The organism is Cohnella sp., assembly GCF_041641335.1.
GTDB lineage: Bacteria > Bacillota > Bacilli > Paenibacillales > Paenibacillaceae > Cohnella.
On sequence record NZ_JBEPYQ010000003.1, the window covers coordinates 91912 to 105626 of the forward strand.

Here is a 13715-nt window from a genome sequence, read left to right on the forward strand (position 1 = left end):
CCTCAACCCCGCGAGTCGCGACGAAGGCCAAAAGAATGCCCTGAAGCAGCGAACCTCAACTCCGCGCAACGCGACGAAGGCCAAAAAAGTGCCTCAAAGCAGCAAGCCTCACCCCCGCGCGGTATCAAGCCTCGACTTAGCGATAGCGGGCTCGAACCCTCGCGCATGCCACACCCCCGACTGGCGTCGTCGATCTCAAGACGCTTCCGAACGGCCGGCTAGATGGCGGAAGTCCAGCTCCGCAAGCGAGCTGGCCCGGTAAGGAGATTTCGGGAAGCCCAGCGTTTCGGTCAGCACATTCGGAACGACGACGCACACCGTTCCTGCGGCGATCGCAGCTTTGGCTCCGTTGGGGGAATCTTCCACCGAGATCGTCTCTTCGCCGCGAACACCGAGGATGCTCATCGCTTGCAAGTACAGCTCGGGATTGGGCTTCACTTTGCTAACGTGATCGGAAGTGCGAATGCACTCGAAATAGTCGGTCAGCTTCAGGCGATCCAGATGAGTGCGAACCCAATGCTCGGAGGAGCTCGAAGCGAGGCCGATTTTAATTCCGAGCGCTCTGGCCGACTCCAGATAGCCGAGAACTCCCGGACGCACCGTTTCCTGCTCCATTAGTTCGGCGTGCTTGTCGTGAACGGACCGGCGGAAAGCCGCCTTGTCGATCGGCAGGCCAAGGTCGGTCATGAGATATTCATAGGGATTAAAAGCGTGCAAGCTCGTGCCGATGCATTGCGAATATTGCTCCAGCGTCAGCTCGACGCCGTGGGAGCGGTACGCTTCGCGGAACGCCCGGTACCAGGCGGTCTCCGTATCGATGATTGTTCCGTCGAAGTCGAAAATAATGGCTTTGATCATGAACAGTCTCCTTTCGCGCTTTCCGCGCCCGATAGAATGTTCCGGATGGTCCATCCGGAAAGAGAAAACGGCAAAAAGGGCCCCTTTCTCAGGGCCCGGCTTCCGAAAGAAACTGAAGAAGCAAAATATAGACCCATCTTCCGCAGACGAGGTTAGCTGACGGACTCGGGAAGATGGTCTCCCTACGTTCATATGCGAACGATTCGCCCCAAAAGTGGTTCCCCCGCTTTTCGACGACGAGCGCCGAAAACTAAGCGTGTTATAACTGTAACTCAAAGTCAATTTAATGTCAAGTTATATTACATTATATTTGAATAAGGGGTTTAATGTAACTTTATATTACATTAATATGCCGCGTTAATGGTTTGAACGAGCTAACCCCGGGGGGAGGAGGGCAATGTTGTCAGGTTAAAATTTGTCGCCCCCGGTCCTGGCGAATAGGTTGAGCCTTGACGGGACCGAGACTGCGAGGCCAAGGCCAAAAAAGTGCCTCGGCGCTGTCCAAGCCGCGCGGCCAAGGCCAAAAAAGTGCCTCGGCGCTGTCCAAGCCGCGCGGCCAAGGCCAAAAAAGTGCCTCGGCGCTGCCCAAGCCGCGCGGCCAAGGCCAAAAAAGTGCCTCGGCGCTGTCCAAGCCGCGCGGCCAAGGCCAAAAAAGTGCCTCGGTGCTGTCCAAGCCGCGCGGCCAAGGCCAAAAAAGTGCCTCGGTGCTGTCCAAGCCGAGCATAGTACGCTGACAACATTGAGCTAACCCCTCCTCTCCTCGCCCGCTCCGACCGGAACCTTACGAAGCACCCTGCGGTATTCCGAAGGAGAGAGGCCGCTCCACAAGCGGAACTTCTTGGAGAAATAAAGCGCATCGCCGTAACCGACGGACGAAGCGACCTGCTCGATCGTCATGTCCGAGGCAAGCAGCAGCTCGGCCCGCTGCATGCGCATCTGCAGCAGATACTGCATCGGCGACATGCCGGTCGACTGTTTGAACAGCTTGCACAGGTGGGTGCGATGGTAGCCGAGCATTGCCGACATGCCCGAGACGGAGATTGGTTGGGCATATTGCAGCGTCAAATACTGCAAAGCCTGCTTCACGACGTGATCCGAATCCGTCGTCGCTGCGCCGCCTGCGGAGACAGAGAACCGCTTCTTGGCGCGGGCGGCACCGAGCTGGTGCAGCAGGAGGCGAAGCCAGCCTTCGGCTTCCAGGTTGGACAGTTCCGCGCCGAGCGAAGCCTCGAAGCAGCGGCGGAGCTGCTCATAGGCGTTGCGGAGATGCGGATTCAGGCTGCCGGAGACGACGGGGGATTCGGGAGTAACGCCGATTGCGTCCATGGCCGCGGCCGCGCCGGGGCCGTTGAAGGCGAACCAGGCGTACCGCCAAGGCGCGTGCTCGTCGGCCTGGTACGAGAACAGCTCCCCCGGAAAGATGGCGAAAGAGTCCCCCGCGCCGCAGCGGTATCCGATTCCGCCGATTGTAAAATCCCCGTGCCCGGACAGAACGGTGTGGATCAAATAGTAGTCGTGAACGGCGGGTCCCATTTTGTGCAGTGGGACCGGCTGGCCTTCCCCGCTGAAGAGAACGGCCAACTCGCCGCCGGAGGGGGAGGGGTTCATGCCGAGGACGTACTCGTCGTGATCCGGATTCATCGCGTCCACCTGCCTGTTTCCTTTTCTCCCACTATAGCAAACAAACGACAAATGTCCATATAAATGCGCGATGCCTCCATACTCTTATGAGTGCGCTTGCTTTACATTGAGAGTAGCCAATCATTTTAATCAGCCGGAGGTTATGAACTTGTCCAAAATTACTTTTATCGGCGCGGGAAGTACGGTTTTCGCCAAAAACGTGCTCGGGGACGTTATGCACACGCCTGCGCTGCAAGGCTTCGAGATCGCTCTGTTCGACATCGATCCGGTTCGTCTGAAGGATTCCGAAAACATTCTCAATAACATCAAAAAGACATCCGGAAGCAGCTGCGTCATTAAGTCCTACAGCGACCGCAAAGAGGCGCTTCGCGGAGCGAAATACGTCGTTAATGCGATTCAGGTAGGCGGTTACGACCCTTGTACGATCACGGATTTCGAGGTTCCGAAAAAATACGGACTGCGCCAGACGATCGCCGACACGGTCGGCATCGGGGGCATTTTCCGCAACTTGCGCACGATCCCGGTCATGCTCGACTTCGCCAAGGACATCCGCGAGGTTTGTCCGGACGCTCTATTCCTGAACTATACGAACCCGATGGCCGTGCTGACGAACGTGATGAACACGTACGGCGGCGTCAACACGGTCGGTCTGTGCCACAGCGTTCAAGTGTGCGTGCGCGACCTGTTCGACAACCTGGGCATGGACGCGACGGGCGTCAAGTCGAAGATCGCCGGCATCAACCACATGGCCTGGCTGCTGGAAGTGTCCAAGGACGGCGTCGACCTGTACCCGGAGATCAAGCGCCGCGCGGCAGAGAAACAGAAGGAAAAGCACCACGACATGGTCCGTCTGGAGCTGATGCTGAAGTTCGGCTACTATATCACGGAATCGTCCGAGCACAACGCCGAGTATCACCCGTACTTCATCAAGCGCAATTACCCGGAACTGATCGAACGCTTCAACATTCCGTTGGACGAGTATCCGCGCCGCTGCGTCGAGCAGATCAAAAACTGGGAGAAAATGCGCGAGGAGCTCGTCGGCGACGCGAACCTCCAACACGAGCGCTCCCACGAATACGCCTCCTACATTTTCGAGGCGATCGAGACGAACGCGCCGTTCAAGATCGGCGGCAACGTCATGAACACCGGCGGCCTGATCGCCAACCTGCCGCGCGAAGCTTGCGTCGAAGTTCCGTGCCTCGTCGACCGCTCCGGCATCAACCCGACGTACGTCGGCAACCTGCCGCCGCAGCTCGCCGCGCTTAACCGGACGAACATCAACACGCAGCTGCTGACGATCGAAGCCGCGATTACGGGCAAGAGAGAGCACATTTACCATGCGGCTATGCTGGACCCGCACACTTCCGCGGAGCTGTCGCTGGACGACATCGTTTCCTTGTGCGACGACCTGATCGAAGCGCATGGGGATTGGCTGCCGAAGTTCTCTGTGGTATAGTACGTAGGTAACTTCATAACCGAAGAAGAAAATCCGGAACGCCCCGTAACGGCGGGCCGGGAGAGGTTCGCGAACTCCCTCTATAAAAAACTAAGGAAAACGAACGCCAGATTGCCGGCCTAGCAAGGCTGTCCCTCGAGCGGAGCGTTCCGGATGATCTGATCGCCCCGAATCGGCCGATCCTCGTCCGGAGCGCCCTGCGACCGCGATGCGGGATAGCCTTCGGCCGTTGATGGAGCGCCGTTTTTTTCATGTTTATTTAGCGGAACAGTTAACCAGCGAATTCTCTTTCTTCACACAAGGAAGGGGATTTTTTTATGCGCAAGCCGGAAGAAATGCAAGACCTTACGCTGCTCGGCAATCAAGGAACCAAGTATGCGTTCGAGTACGATCCGGGCATTCTGGAGTCGTTCGATAACAAGCACCCGGGCAGGGACTATTTCGTCAAGTTCAACTGTCCCGAATTTACCAGCCTGTGCCCGATCACGGGCCAGCCCGATTTCGCGACGTTGTACATCTCGTACATTCCCGACCAGAAAATGGTGGAGAGCAAGTCGCTGAAGCTGTATTTGTTCAGTTTTCGGAATCACGGCGATTTCCACGAGGATTGCATGAACATCATCATGAACGATCTGATCGACCTGATGAATCCGCGCTATATCGAAGTGTGGGGCAAGTTTACGCCGCGCGGAGGCATTTCGATCGATCCTTATTGCAACTGGGGGCAGTCGGGCGGCAAGTATGAGCGGATGGCCGAGCATCGCCTGTTGAACCACGACCTATACCCGGAGAAGGTGGATAACCGATGAAGAGAGGCTACGGGGTAAAAATATCGCTGATCGCGCTGTATCTGCTGGCCATCGTCGCCGCCAACGTCGTAACCGCCGCTTACGCTCCCGTTCGGCTGGGTTATCTGATTATTCCCGCGGGGTCGTTTCTGATCGGGGCGACGTTTATTTTCCGCGATCTCGTGCAGAACGCGATCGGACGCCGCAACACGTACATCGTCATCGTGACGGCGATGGCGATCTCCGCGCTCACTTCGTTCCTGCTGGACGATACGCTGTGGATCGTGGGCGCTTCGGCCCTCACCTTCCTGTTCTCGGAAACGACGGATACCGAAATTTACTCCCGATTGAAGCTGCCGATGTCGCTGCGGGTGCTGTACAGCGGCATCGTCGGGGGGGCGGTCGACAGCGTCGTCTTCGTCATCGTCGGCCTGTCCCCGCTCGGAGCCGGATTCCTGCCGTGGAGCTTGGTCGGTTACGCCATCGCCGGACAGATCGCCGTCAAAGTCGGCATGCAGCTGCTGGGCGCGATCGTCATTCAGCTACTGCCGCAGTCTCGGACAAGGACGGCCTAACCCTGATGCGGGCACATCAATATCGGTTACGGGCTTTTGGAGCGATTGGATTACCTGGCAAATTTCCTCTTCTGAGGTCTCTGAATAGTTTTCGAGCTGACCATCAGGCTTCTGCAGAATAGAGGTTAATATTCTTGTAGCTGAGAGACAAATCAACGAGCAATCAATTCCTGCAAAAGCGGGTATACAAAAAGGCTGGGCGGAAAACTTTGCGTTTTCTCGCCCAACCTTTTTATTTTGGGGACTTATTGGACAGCCCCTTAGTTGTTTTAATACGTGCGAATCTATTGTTGGAATAAACGAATTTAACCCATCCCACTGCAACACGTCCGACGCGTGCTCGCTGATTTCTTCCGTTTGCTCCACAGCTCATCCTTGGAAACGCAAAAGGCCCTCATTCAAACTATGGTCAAGAAAATTTCTGTTCAGAAAGGCCAAAAGTTCATACGGGCAGGTTTTGGGGAGGTCACTGATTGAACCGATTTTAAGCTTGATCGGGTCCCCCAAAAGGGGCCAGATTGACTTTTACAACCTCAATAATTTCTTCTACCATCCATTCCACCGAGCAGTTTTGAGGATTCCGGCTCCACTGCATGGCCGATCCGAATATGCCCCAACTGACCACAAGAGCCGTAGCTTCCGGCTTTTCTTGCGGGCAGCTCTGTCTAGGTCCCGACTCTAGCCATTTGAGCAGGAGACGATACAGTTCCTTTTGCATGGCGTTCTCTAGCAGCGGCTCAAACTGCTTGTCTCCCGGCGTGAGGTACTGTCGAAATCGTATTAGAAATTGAAAGATGGTTTGAACAAGGACATACAGATTGTCCGGACTGAAGGCAGAATCATCCGGCAGTCTTTTTTTGAGAATGAGTTGAAACTTCTCCGTCATCCAGTAAGCGAGAAAATCGAATTTGTCTTCAAAATGGGCATAGAAGGTTGCGCGGTTAACGGCTGCTCGATTCGCAATGTCGTGAACGCAACGAAACCGGCCTTTTGCTGATTGTTGACCGGGCGCTAGTCCCTTATCTTTTACTTATGCGATATATGGTTACACAAATCCGTATAGTTAGCAAACTTTTTACAAAAGAAGAAAGGGTGAGAGTAACATGATTCTCGTTACTGGAGCGAATGGGAAGTTAGGCAGGGGCGTGGTCGAGCAGCTACTTAAGCGCATCCCGGCTGAGCAGATTGGTGTCAGTGTTCGGGATGTGAGCCAGGCGCAGGATTTAGTGGAGCGCGGCGTACGTGTTCGTCATGGCGATTTCGCTAACGCGGAGAGCTTGCTGGATGCTTTTGAAGGCGCGTCACAGGTTCTTCTTGTTTCAACCGGTATTTTGGGAGATGCGGGGATCCGTCAGCACCAAACCGCGATTGACACAGCAAAGAAATCCGGCGCCGGACGAGTTCTATACACGAGTCACATGGGATCTTCTTCGACGTCGTATTTTCCGCTTATGATTCACCATGCAGCGACGGAAGATTTGCTTAAAGAGTCGGGTGTGCGCCACACGTCTCTTCGCAACGGTTTTTACGCCTCCTCATTGGTTGGATTATTAGGCGATGCCGTTAGCACGGGCGAGTTGATTGTTCCCGAGGACGGTCCGATTGCCTGGACAACGCACGCGGATTTGGCCGAAGCTACTGCAGCGATCTTAACCGAGAAGAACTGGGATGGTTCATCTCCGAATCTAACGGCCTCTGAAGCGATTGACATGGAGGGGGTTGCAGCGATGGTATCGGATATCGTCGGCCGGCCTATCTACCGAAAGGTCGTAACGGATGAGGAGTACCGGGCGTATCTGACCGCCCAAGGTTTTCCGGAAATGCGCATTGTAATCACCTTGGGTTTATTCCGTGCCAGCCGTAACGGGGACTTCACGCAGACGAGTACCGCTTTAGCTGACCTGATCGGGCGACGAGCGCTCACACTAAGAGACTTCTTAAAAGAGTCCTTGCCTCTATAGACTCGAGACGCGCAGTGAATGCTGTATCCGGTTTATTCGTGCAATTTTAGGAGCTTTATTGCTTCAATCAACGGAGCGGCAGACTAGGACACGATTCAAGTCTAGACTGTCGCAACTTTATTCCTCAACCCGACCTTTCTTTAGGTCGGGTAAGTTGCATTATTAAGTGCCTAATCCTAGCATATAAGGAGCTCATTAACTCTTATGTGCTAGGATTACTTATTTCAGCATTTTGCAACGGGAGTATAATATTTACGTTGTTTAACAATTATTCAGATTATGGAAGTCAAAATGTCCTTTGGAGGATAAAAGACAATGTGCTTGAACCGTATTTCAGTTTTTCTACACCATCCATGTATATTACAAAAATGATTCCTTCACCAAATAAGAAGTTAGTTGCGATAGTAACAAGCTCTAATAAAAGTGAATTCGTTCAAATCATGGATGTTGAAAAGGGAATGACAAGTCCAGAGTTAGTTGAATCAGCAAGAGTACAATATGGCGCGCAAAAACAATTAGATACATGGATTCGTACCGATCATGAGAATTATAGTTATGCAAACAACATCGTGTGGAAAGACAATGATACTGTAGAGTTTGAGGGCTCCCTTGCATACCAGGATACGGAGATTATAGAAAATGTCACTGTAGCGTATCAGTTTAGTAAAAAGGCGATAGAGGTAAAAGAACTTAGTGAATCAAAAGTCGTTGATTGAAATGGGGCATCAAAAAGAATTGTGATGAATGAAATAAAACTTGCCGTTACAGACAGCGCGGAGAACCGTACCATAAGTGACGGCGAAAAGTTTGAAGTGAGTATGGCGGGAAGTACTGGCGAGTTTTTTTAACGCAGCAATTGCTGCTTTTGATAAAACATACAGTATACCGGCAGTTGGCCGATTTGTGTTTCTTTGCTTAAAGTAAATCCCAAATTTCGATACCAATTTATATTCCTTTCATTTTCCGTATCCAGCGCGACTCCTTGTGATTTTTTGGCCTTATTCACCGCATCCAAAAGGTGTTTCAGCAGCGCTTTGCCGATTTCTTTGCCCTGCTCTTCCGGTTTTACTCCAATCATAATGAGATAATGATGCGGAAACGGGGGGGCGGCGGATCTTGTGACGCTTATGTACGATTTTAGAAGATTTAAGGTTTTTCCGGAAGTTTGAAATAACAAAAGAATCAATCTCCCTGGCAGCAATACTCCTTTCAGCGTCCGAAGCATGTTTGCATGCGGTTTTTCAACGACATAAGCGCCAAGCAAGCGTTCATTTTCAAAATAACCCCACACCTCTTCATGGAGCAAAAAGCTTTTTTCAAACATAAAGGAAACAAAAGCGGTTGCGTGGCTTCTTGCTTTGCTGTCACGCTCCGAATCGCCAAATAAATGCAGGAACAAGGGATCTTGGGCAAATGCGCTGCTCATAAGGGATACGAATAAAGGCTTATCGGACTTTGTCAGCTTGGACACTCGGTACGAGGGGCTCATGCTTCTTCACCGTCGTTGTTGATTGCTTTACCGTAATGATCAACGGAGAAGCTAAATAATACTTTAAGCATAAACAATAAGCAGGCGGTCAACATATAGGGCTGCTGGTCAGGCAGCATGGGCATACAGCCCACGCCTGCCGACAAGAGCAAGCCAGCAACAAACAGTTGCGAGTGTCTCCCGATAAAAGCATTCACGATGAACGATCCCGCGATCGTATACGCCCATACCCCTATCGAATACCCAATATCCGTATTTAATAAAAGGGCAACAAGCACGATATGAACATGAATCGCGATGAATAGGATACGATTCGTTTTTCTTGCAGCATAAAAGTTGCTGGTCGAAGCCGTAAAATTAGCGATGCAACCGGAGAATATATCGAACATGAGTACCAATGCCAGGATGCTGCGCCAAGCCGGCAAATCGGCCGTCATTTCAGGAAATAACAAATATAATGCGGCAGTCAGCAGCGCGCCGAAAAGTACTACGGATGCAATAGACACAAGACGTTGTTGTTCGCCAAAAACATCATGTAAAAATGAAGGAATCCGAGTCGGTTTCATGTTATTACACTCCCATCATGTTTTTTTGCCATAAAAAAGTTTTGTACTAAATGGAGTTAATGGATACAAAACAATTATAACCGTGCAGATTCGAGGCTTCAATAGATTTATACTGAATTTATTGCGTCACTCTAAAACTTTAGTTACACTACATATGAGGTGGAGAAGATGAACGGCTACGAACGACGGAAACAGAAAAAAATGGAGAATATATATAACGTTTCATTCAAATTATTTGTTCAATTCGGCTTTCAGAGAGTCAGCGTAAATGAGATCGCGCAGAAGGCGAAGGTTTCACCGGCTACCATCTATAACTATTTTGGAACCAAAGAACAGCTTTATGCCGATATGCTGATGAATTGGATGGACAAGCAATTAGAGCAGTATGAGCACATTTTGGATTCGAGACTCGCTTTTCCCGAGAAGACCAAGGAAATCATGTTGTTGGAGGCAAAAAATTTAAAAATCTTAGCGGGTGAGTTTATGAAAGCTCCATCTTCTGAGTCTGATGGATTGGCGAAATGGATGGAGGGGTATAACGAGAAAAAGGTCATGCCCTTTTTTATGAAATTTGTCGAGCTCGGAAAGAAAGAGGGTTTTATTCATCCGGATCAAACAGATGAGATGACGATCATGTACTTCACGATGTATAAGAATGAGTTAAGTCGGTACTGGGCAACGTCGAACGAAGAAGGAACAGCGATAAAGATGGATCAATGGATGGATTTGTTCTTCTATGGGTTAGTCAGACGGACAAGCAAGCTGGAGTAGGGGGAGGAGGCAGGATCGGATTTGATTCACGCTACTTCAAATCAAAGAATGGGCCATCCCGCAAAAGGATGGCCCCCAAAATTGCCGTTACGGACAGTGTGGTGAGCCTTATCACAAATGAGGCGAAATTTCAGTGAGAGAAATTCCAAGAACGTCCTTATTTTTTAACCACAGGAACCCAAAATTCGCCGTAGAAAGTGCCGTCACCGTTTTCTTTGCGATAAGTCGCATTGGGACCGCCGATATAAGCATAGTCAGTGATTTGTGTCAAAACTTCGCCAAAAGCACGATAAGTCAACTGATCGAACAATGTTTCCTTGTCGCCGGTTCCTGCGAGCACTATGTACTCGCTCTCTGGAAACTCGATGATGCGAGTTGCGTCAGGCACCGATTTGCTGGCTTCTACCGCGAAATAATTCCACGGTCTGCCTTGATAAACTTCGTTGACCGACCATTCGCGGTCATCTTTTGCCGCCGCTTTGAGCTTATCATAACGCCCGTCAGCCTTGAGTTCCCCCCAAAACTTTGCTTTTTCCTTTTGCAAAGCTGGCGCATCTTGGAAATTGGATTGAATGGAAAAACCATAAGCGGTCAATGTAAATGATTTTTTATGTTCAACTGTGTAATTTGCCATGGGGGTGCTCCTTTGACTGGGATTAGCCTGCTACCTTTTTTGCACGAAGCCACATTTCGCCGTAGAATGTACCATCTTCAGCTGCTTTGACGTATGTTGAGTTACCAGGACCAACATATTTGTAGTCTGTGATTTCTTGCAAAAGGCCACCGAACACTTTACCTGTGATTTCGTCGGCAAGGCGGTCTTTGTCAGCGCCTGTGCCAGGCACCACGAGGTAGTCCCCGGCGAGGAAGTCGAGGACGACCGCGCCTTCCACATCATATGCACCCATCACACCGAAGCCACGCCAAGCCTTGCCTTCCATGACGTAGTTGATTTGATATTCTTGCCCTTCAGTGAGCGAGAGAAGCTCGGCAAGCTTGCCGTTTTCCGTGATTTCCGCTTTTTTTGCCGCCGTTTTTGCTGCATTGCCTGCCCAGTCGTTGTAGTCTTCAAGTGTAACACCGAAAGCAGTCATTTTGTAGTTTTCTGAGATGGTTTGGATGGAGTAGTTAGACAATTGGATCTCTCCTTAGTGGTTTTATTCTTACAAGATTGATACTATTCGCTAAATGTATCAAAAAACGATACCTTTTACCGAGTGCTGATGCCACATTTCTGATACAATAAAAATCATGAAAAAAACAGAACGAGTGAACCTGATCATGCGCTTCATCAATAACCGCGCGCATTTTACGATTGCAGAGATTCAGCGGGAGTTCAAGATTTCTCGCGCGACGGCGATCCGCGACATTAACGAGATTCAGGCGATGGGTTTTCCGCTGACGACCGAGCTTGGGCGCGGCGGCGGCTACAATGTCCTGCAAAATCAGTATCTGTCCGCCGTCCGTTTCACGCCGGAAGAGCTCAAAGCGATATTTATCAGCTTTATCGCTTCGAAAAATTCGCAGCTGCCTTATTTGCAAAATCGCCGCTCCATCACGGAAAAACTCATCGGCATTGCGTCGCAAACCCAGCACGACGAGTTGATCGAGCTGAATCGTATCTTGCTTTTTGAAAATACAAATCCTGCTAATCCCAATTTGTTGGAACTCGATGATGCGGCGCCTGCGGAGTTGAACCAGTTGATTTCCCTTGCTGTGCGGGATAAGCACTTTCGCTTGACTTATGAGCCGAGTCCTGGCTGGCCGCAATTGATGGACGTTTTTTTGATTCATATTTTTAACTCAAACTCTCGTTGGCTGGTCGAGGTTTATGACTTGGATACGGATGAGTTTCGTTATTTGCCTGTTGAGATGCTGCGGGATTCGGCAATTTCCGAGAAGAAGATGAAGCGGTCTGAGCAAGAGATTTTAAGCAAAAAACGGCTTGGTGCACGTGAGTCCAATCTGGTTGTAAAGCTTGATACGACTGGGATTCAGCGCTTTAAGCGCTTACACCCCCCGGGGATTATTTTGTCCTTTACAGGAATGTTCCAGTCGAGTGGGATTTTCCATGCTCAACTGGATGTGACCGATGTTGGAGCGCTAGAGTATTATGCAGATTGGCTTTTGTTTTTGGGGAAAGGGGTCCAGTTTGAACGGATTCCTGATGAGCTGCGTTTGATTTTGGAAGAGCGGTTAAGGGGAAGTGCTGGCGCCTTAACAAAATACACCTAGGAACAGACCGCTGATAAGTTCAAAGGCCATCAGTGCATTTTCATTTGGTGTAAAAACAGCCAAGTCGAGACCTGTATCAGGGATAGTTCTCTATCATTTGATGTATATAATTTCGAAAGTCCTCAACATAGGTTTTGGGCTCTACAACTTTTAGATGGGTGCCGAAGCTTGCCAAAAATTGAAACCCCCTACTATCCTGAGGGACATACATGGTTGCTAATAAAGATCCAGAATGATGGTCTTCAATACTTCTTCGACCATACCTTTCGATGATTTGATCTTTTATGCTAGGCGATATCCATGCCTTAATCGTGACGAATTGCGGTAGATAACTTGCAACGCGACCTTGCTCTGGCCAATCGTCTCTAGGGTGAAACGCGCGTTCATCCATAGTAATATGATCGATCCGGGATAACTTGAATGTTCGATACCCCTGTCGATGTAAACAGAATCCTTTCAAGTACCAACTCGATTCGCTAAAATGCAGCCCATAGGGCTCGACCAATCTATTCGTTATAGCCCCGTCTTTATCTATATAATCAAACGAAACCAGCCTTTTCTTAAAAATGGACTCTTGACATGTCTTTAAGGTTTCAAGAATCTCGGACCGACCCTCCCAATCATAAAACGTCAGTTGAATGGAACGATTAAGAGACAATGGACTAACCATTGCCTCTATTTTTTTTATCGTTATTTCAACTTCTTCAGTAAGGAAGATTTGTTCCAATCCACCGAGCGCAGTTAATATATTTTGTAAATCGGAGCTGCTTAAAAGGCGTTTATCAACCTTGTATTCATCCATGATGCCGTAGCCGCCTTTGACCCCATTGATAGAGTAGATCGGGATGTTTGATAAGCTCAATGTTTCCATATCGCGAAGGATCGTTCTTTTGGAAACATGGAATAGTTGTGAGAATTCCTTTGTAGAAACAACCTCTTTTTTCAGCAATATCATGATAATCGAAATGAGTCTCTCCACTTTGTCCATCATTGCCCTCTTTTTTCTACATGATTTCTGAACGGTGACACTAAGATCCCATTCGCTCTAGGTTTTCGTAAAATCGTCGTGTTGCATCAGCAAATTTTTGTGGCGGCTGTTAGAGGAAGGCGTTGGCCGTTGAACGATCTCATCTTCTATTAATTCACGCAATTGGCTCGTCAGCATCTTGTGCGATATTTTGAGGAATAGCTTCTGAAGCTCGCTAAAGCGAAGGGGACCTTCTACGCCGAGGTGCCACAGGATAATGATCTTCCATTTGCCGTAACTCCTCTGCCGCAGGTAGAATGAAGATAATCCTCTAATGGAACCTTATTGATTGTTCCACCAGAACATTGTATCAAACTCATTGTATCAAACTCAAAGTACCGAGCATCC

General features: G+C 49.8%; 16 protein-coding genes, 1 pseudogene and 2 riboswitches. Of the genes and pseudogenes, 8 read left to right on the plus strand and 9 right to left on the minus strand.

What is annotated here, in order from left to right; all coding sequences use genetic code 11:
* Positions 1 to 195 precede the first annotated feature (195 nt).
* Positions 196 to 858, minus strand: a complete 663-nt coding sequence (locus tag ACESLM_RS01765; protein ID WP_372629414.1) for an HAD family hydrolase — start codon at positions 856 to 858, stop codon at positions 196 to 198.
* Positions 859 to 983: 125 nt separating this feature from the next.
* Positions 984 to 1125: riboswitch (cyclic di-AMP (ydaO/yuaA leader) on the minus strand.
* A 182-nt stretch (positions 1126 to 1307) separates the two neighbouring features.
* Between ACESLM_RS01765 and ACESLM_RS01770 the strand changes: the two genes are divergently transcribed.
* Positions 1308 to 1592, plus strand: a complete 285-nt coding sequence (locus ACESLM_RS01770; protein WP_372629416.1) for a hypothetical protein — start codon at positions 1308 to 1310, stop codon at positions 1590 to 1592.
* A 10-nt stretch (positions 1593 to 1602) separates the two neighbouring features.
* On the opposite strand, the gene ACESLM_RS01775 is transcribed toward ACESLM_RS01770, so the two are convergent.
* Positions 1603 to 2499, minus strand: coding sequence for an AraC family transcriptional regulator (locus tag ACESLM_RS01775; protein ID WP_372629480.1), 897 nt, complete (start codon positions 2497 to 2499; stop codon positions 1603 to 1605).
* Between the two features lie 148 nt (positions 2500 to 2647).
* Between ACESLM_RS01775 and melA the strand changes: the two genes are divergently transcribed.
* The 3 genes from melA to ACESLM_RS01790 all read left to right on the plus strand — a co-directional run bounded on the left by melA (position 2648) and on the right by ACESLM_RS01790 (position 5318).
* Complete coding sequence (gene melA, locus ACESLM_RS01780; RefSeq protein ID WP_372629418.1) at positions 2648 to 3955, plus strand: alpha-glucosidase/alpha-galactosidase; 1308 nt, start codon at positions 2648 to 2650, stop codon at positions 3953 to 3955.
* 56 nt (positions 3956 to 4011) lie between these two features.
* A riboswitch (PreQ1 riboswitch) is annotated at positions 4012 to 4055 on the plus strand.
* A 217-nt stretch (positions 4056 to 4272) separates the two neighbouring features.
* Positions 4273 to 4764, plus strand: a complete 492-nt coding sequence (gene queF, locus ACESLM_RS01785) for a preQ(1) synthase (RefSeq protein WP_372629420.1) — start codon at positions 4273 to 4275, stop codon at positions 4762 to 4764.
* Positions 4761 to 5318, plus strand: coding sequence for a VUT family protein (locus ACESLM_RS01790; RefSeq protein WP_372629422.1), 558 nt, complete (start codon positions 4761 to 4763; stop codon positions 5316 to 5318). Before queF ends, ACESLM_RS01790 begins: the two co-directional genes overlap by 4 nt.
* Positions 5319 to 5802: 484 nt before the next feature.
* Here ACESLM_RS01790 and ACESLM_RS01795 read toward each other — a convergent pair whose 3' ends face one another.
* Entirely contained in the window at positions 5803 to 6204 is a 402-nt protein-coding gene (locus ACESLM_RS01795; RefSeq protein WP_372629424.1) for a hypothetical protein, read from the minus strand.
* Between the two features lie 217 nt (positions 6205 to 6421).
* On the opposite strand from ACESLM_RS01795, the gene ACESLM_RS01800 reads away from it, so the two are divergent.
* Together ACESLM_RS01800 and ACESLM_RS01805 are read left to right on the plus strand one after the other, a co-directional pair.
* Positions 6422 to 7279, plus strand: a complete 858-nt coding sequence (locus ACESLM_RS01800; RefSeq protein WP_372629426.1) for an SDR family oxidoreductase — start codon at positions 6422 to 6424, stop codon at positions 7277 to 7279.
* 257 nt (positions 7280 to 7536) lie between these two features.
* Positions 7537 to 7995, plus strand: coding sequence for a hypothetical protein (locus tag ACESLM_RS01805; RefSeq protein ID WP_372629428.1), 459 nt, complete (start codon positions 7537 to 7539; stop codon positions 7993 to 7995).
* 128 nt (positions 7996 to 8123) lie between these two features.
* On the opposite strand, the gene ACESLM_RS01810 is transcribed toward ACESLM_RS01805, so the two are convergent.
* Positions 8124 to 8750, minus strand: a complete 627-nt coding sequence (locus tag ACESLM_RS01810; protein ID WP_372629430.1) for a GNAT family N-acetyltransferase — start codon at positions 8748 to 8750, stop codon at positions 8124 to 8126.
* A gap of 14 nt (positions 8751 to 8764) precedes the next feature.
* Positions 8765 to 9334 carry a hypothetical protein gene (locus tag ACESLM_RS01815; protein ID WP_372629431.1) on the minus strand — a complete coding sequence of 190 codons (570 nt, stop codon included), beginning with the start codon at positions 9332 to 9334 and terminating at the stop codon, positions 8765 to 8767.
* Positions 9335 to 9502: 168 nt separating this feature from the next.
* On the opposite strand from ACESLM_RS01815, the gene ACESLM_RS01820 reads away from it, so the two are divergent.
* Entirely contained in the window at positions 9503 to 10105 is a 603-nt protein-coding gene (locus tag ACESLM_RS01820) for a TetR/AcrR family transcriptional regulator (RefSeq protein WP_372629433.1), read from the plus strand.
* Positions 10106 to 10262: 157 nt separating this feature from the next.
* Here the strand turns inward: ACESLM_RS01820 and ACESLM_RS01825 are convergent, their stop codons facing one another.
* Positions 10263 to 10739: a GyrI-like domain-containing protein gene (locus tag ACESLM_RS01825; RefSeq protein ID WP_372629435.1), complete on the minus strand. Its 477-nt coding sequence runs from the start codon at positions 10737 to 10739 to the stop codon at positions 10263 to 10265.
* Between the two features lie 22 nt (positions 10740 to 10761).
* Positions 10762 to 11241, minus strand: a complete 480-nt coding sequence (locus tag ACESLM_RS01830) for a hypothetical protein (RefSeq protein ID WP_372629438.1) — start codon at positions 11239 to 11241, stop codon at positions 10762 to 10764.
* Between the two features lie 115 nt (positions 11242 to 11356).
* On the opposite strand from ACESLM_RS01830, the gene ACESLM_RS01835 reads away from it, so the two are divergent.
* Positions 11357 to 12340: a helix-turn-helix transcriptional regulator gene (locus tag ACESLM_RS01835; RefSeq protein ID WP_372629440.1), complete on the plus strand. Its 984-nt coding sequence runs from the start codon at positions 11357 to 11359 to the stop codon at positions 12338 to 12340.
* Positions 12341 to 12416: 76 nt separating this feature from the next.
* Here ACESLM_RS01835 and ACESLM_RS01840 read toward each other — a convergent pair whose 3' ends face one another.
* Both ACESLM_RS01840 and ACESLM_RS01845 read right to left on the minus strand, forming a co-directional pair.
* Entirely contained in the window at positions 12417 to 13328 is a 912-nt protein-coding gene (locus ACESLM_RS01840) for a helix-turn-helix transcriptional regulator (RefSeq protein WP_372629442.1), read from the minus strand.
* Between the two features lie 126 nt (positions 13329 to 13454).
* A pseudogene (locus tag ACESLM_RS01845) lies at positions 13455 to 13601 on the minus strand (winged helix-turn-helix transcriptional regulator); the annotation flags it as partial.
* Positions 13602 to 13715: the final 114 nt, after the last annotated feature.

Excerpts from the sequence above, each read along its gene's own strand:
- ACESLM_RS01765 (WP_372629414.1), bottom strand. The coding sequence starts at position 858 with ATGATCAAAGCCATTATTTTCGACTTCGACGGAACAATCATCGATACG.
- ACESLM_RS01775 (WP_372629480.1), bottom strand. The coding sequence starts at position 2,499 with ATGAATCCGGATCACGACGAGTACGTCCTCGGCATGAACCCCTCCCCC.
- ACESLM_RS01820 (WP_372629433.1), top strand. The coding sequence starts at position 9,503 with ATGAACGGCTACGAACGACGGAAACAGAAAAAAATGGAGAATATATAT.
- ACESLM_RS01815 (WP_372629431.1), bottom strand. The coding sequence starts at position 9,334 with ATGAAACCGACTCGGATTCCTTCATTTTTACATGATGTTTTTGGCGAA.
- ACESLM_RS01825 (WP_372629435.1), bottom strand. The coding sequence starts at position 10,739 with ATGGCAAATTACACAGTTGAACATAAAAAATCATTTACATTGACCGCT.
- queF (WP_372629420.1), top strand. The coding sequence starts at position 4,273 with ATGCGCAAGCCGGAAGAAATGCAAGACCTTACGCTGCTCGGCAATCAA.
- ACESLM_RS01835 (WP_372629440.1), top strand. The coding sequence starts at position 11,357 with ATGAAAAAAACAGAACGAGTGAACCTGATCATGCGCTTCATCAATAAC.
- ACESLM_RS01840 (WP_372629442.1), bottom strand. The coding sequence starts at position 13,328 with ATGGACAAAGTGGAGAGACTCATTTCGATTATCATGATATTGCTGAAA.
- ACESLM_RS01790 (WP_372629422.1), top strand. The coding sequence starts at position 4,761 with ATGAAGAGAGGCTACGGGGTAAAAATATCGCTGATCGCGCTGTATCTG.
- ACESLM_RS01800 (WP_372629426.1), top strand. The coding sequence starts at position 6,422 with ATGATTCTCGTTACTGGAGCGAATGGGAAGTTAGGCAGGGGCGTGGTC.
- ACESLM_RS01795 (WP_372629424.1), bottom strand. The coding sequence starts at position 6,204 with ATGACGGAGAAGTTTCAACTCATTCTCAAAAAAAGACTGCCGGATGAT.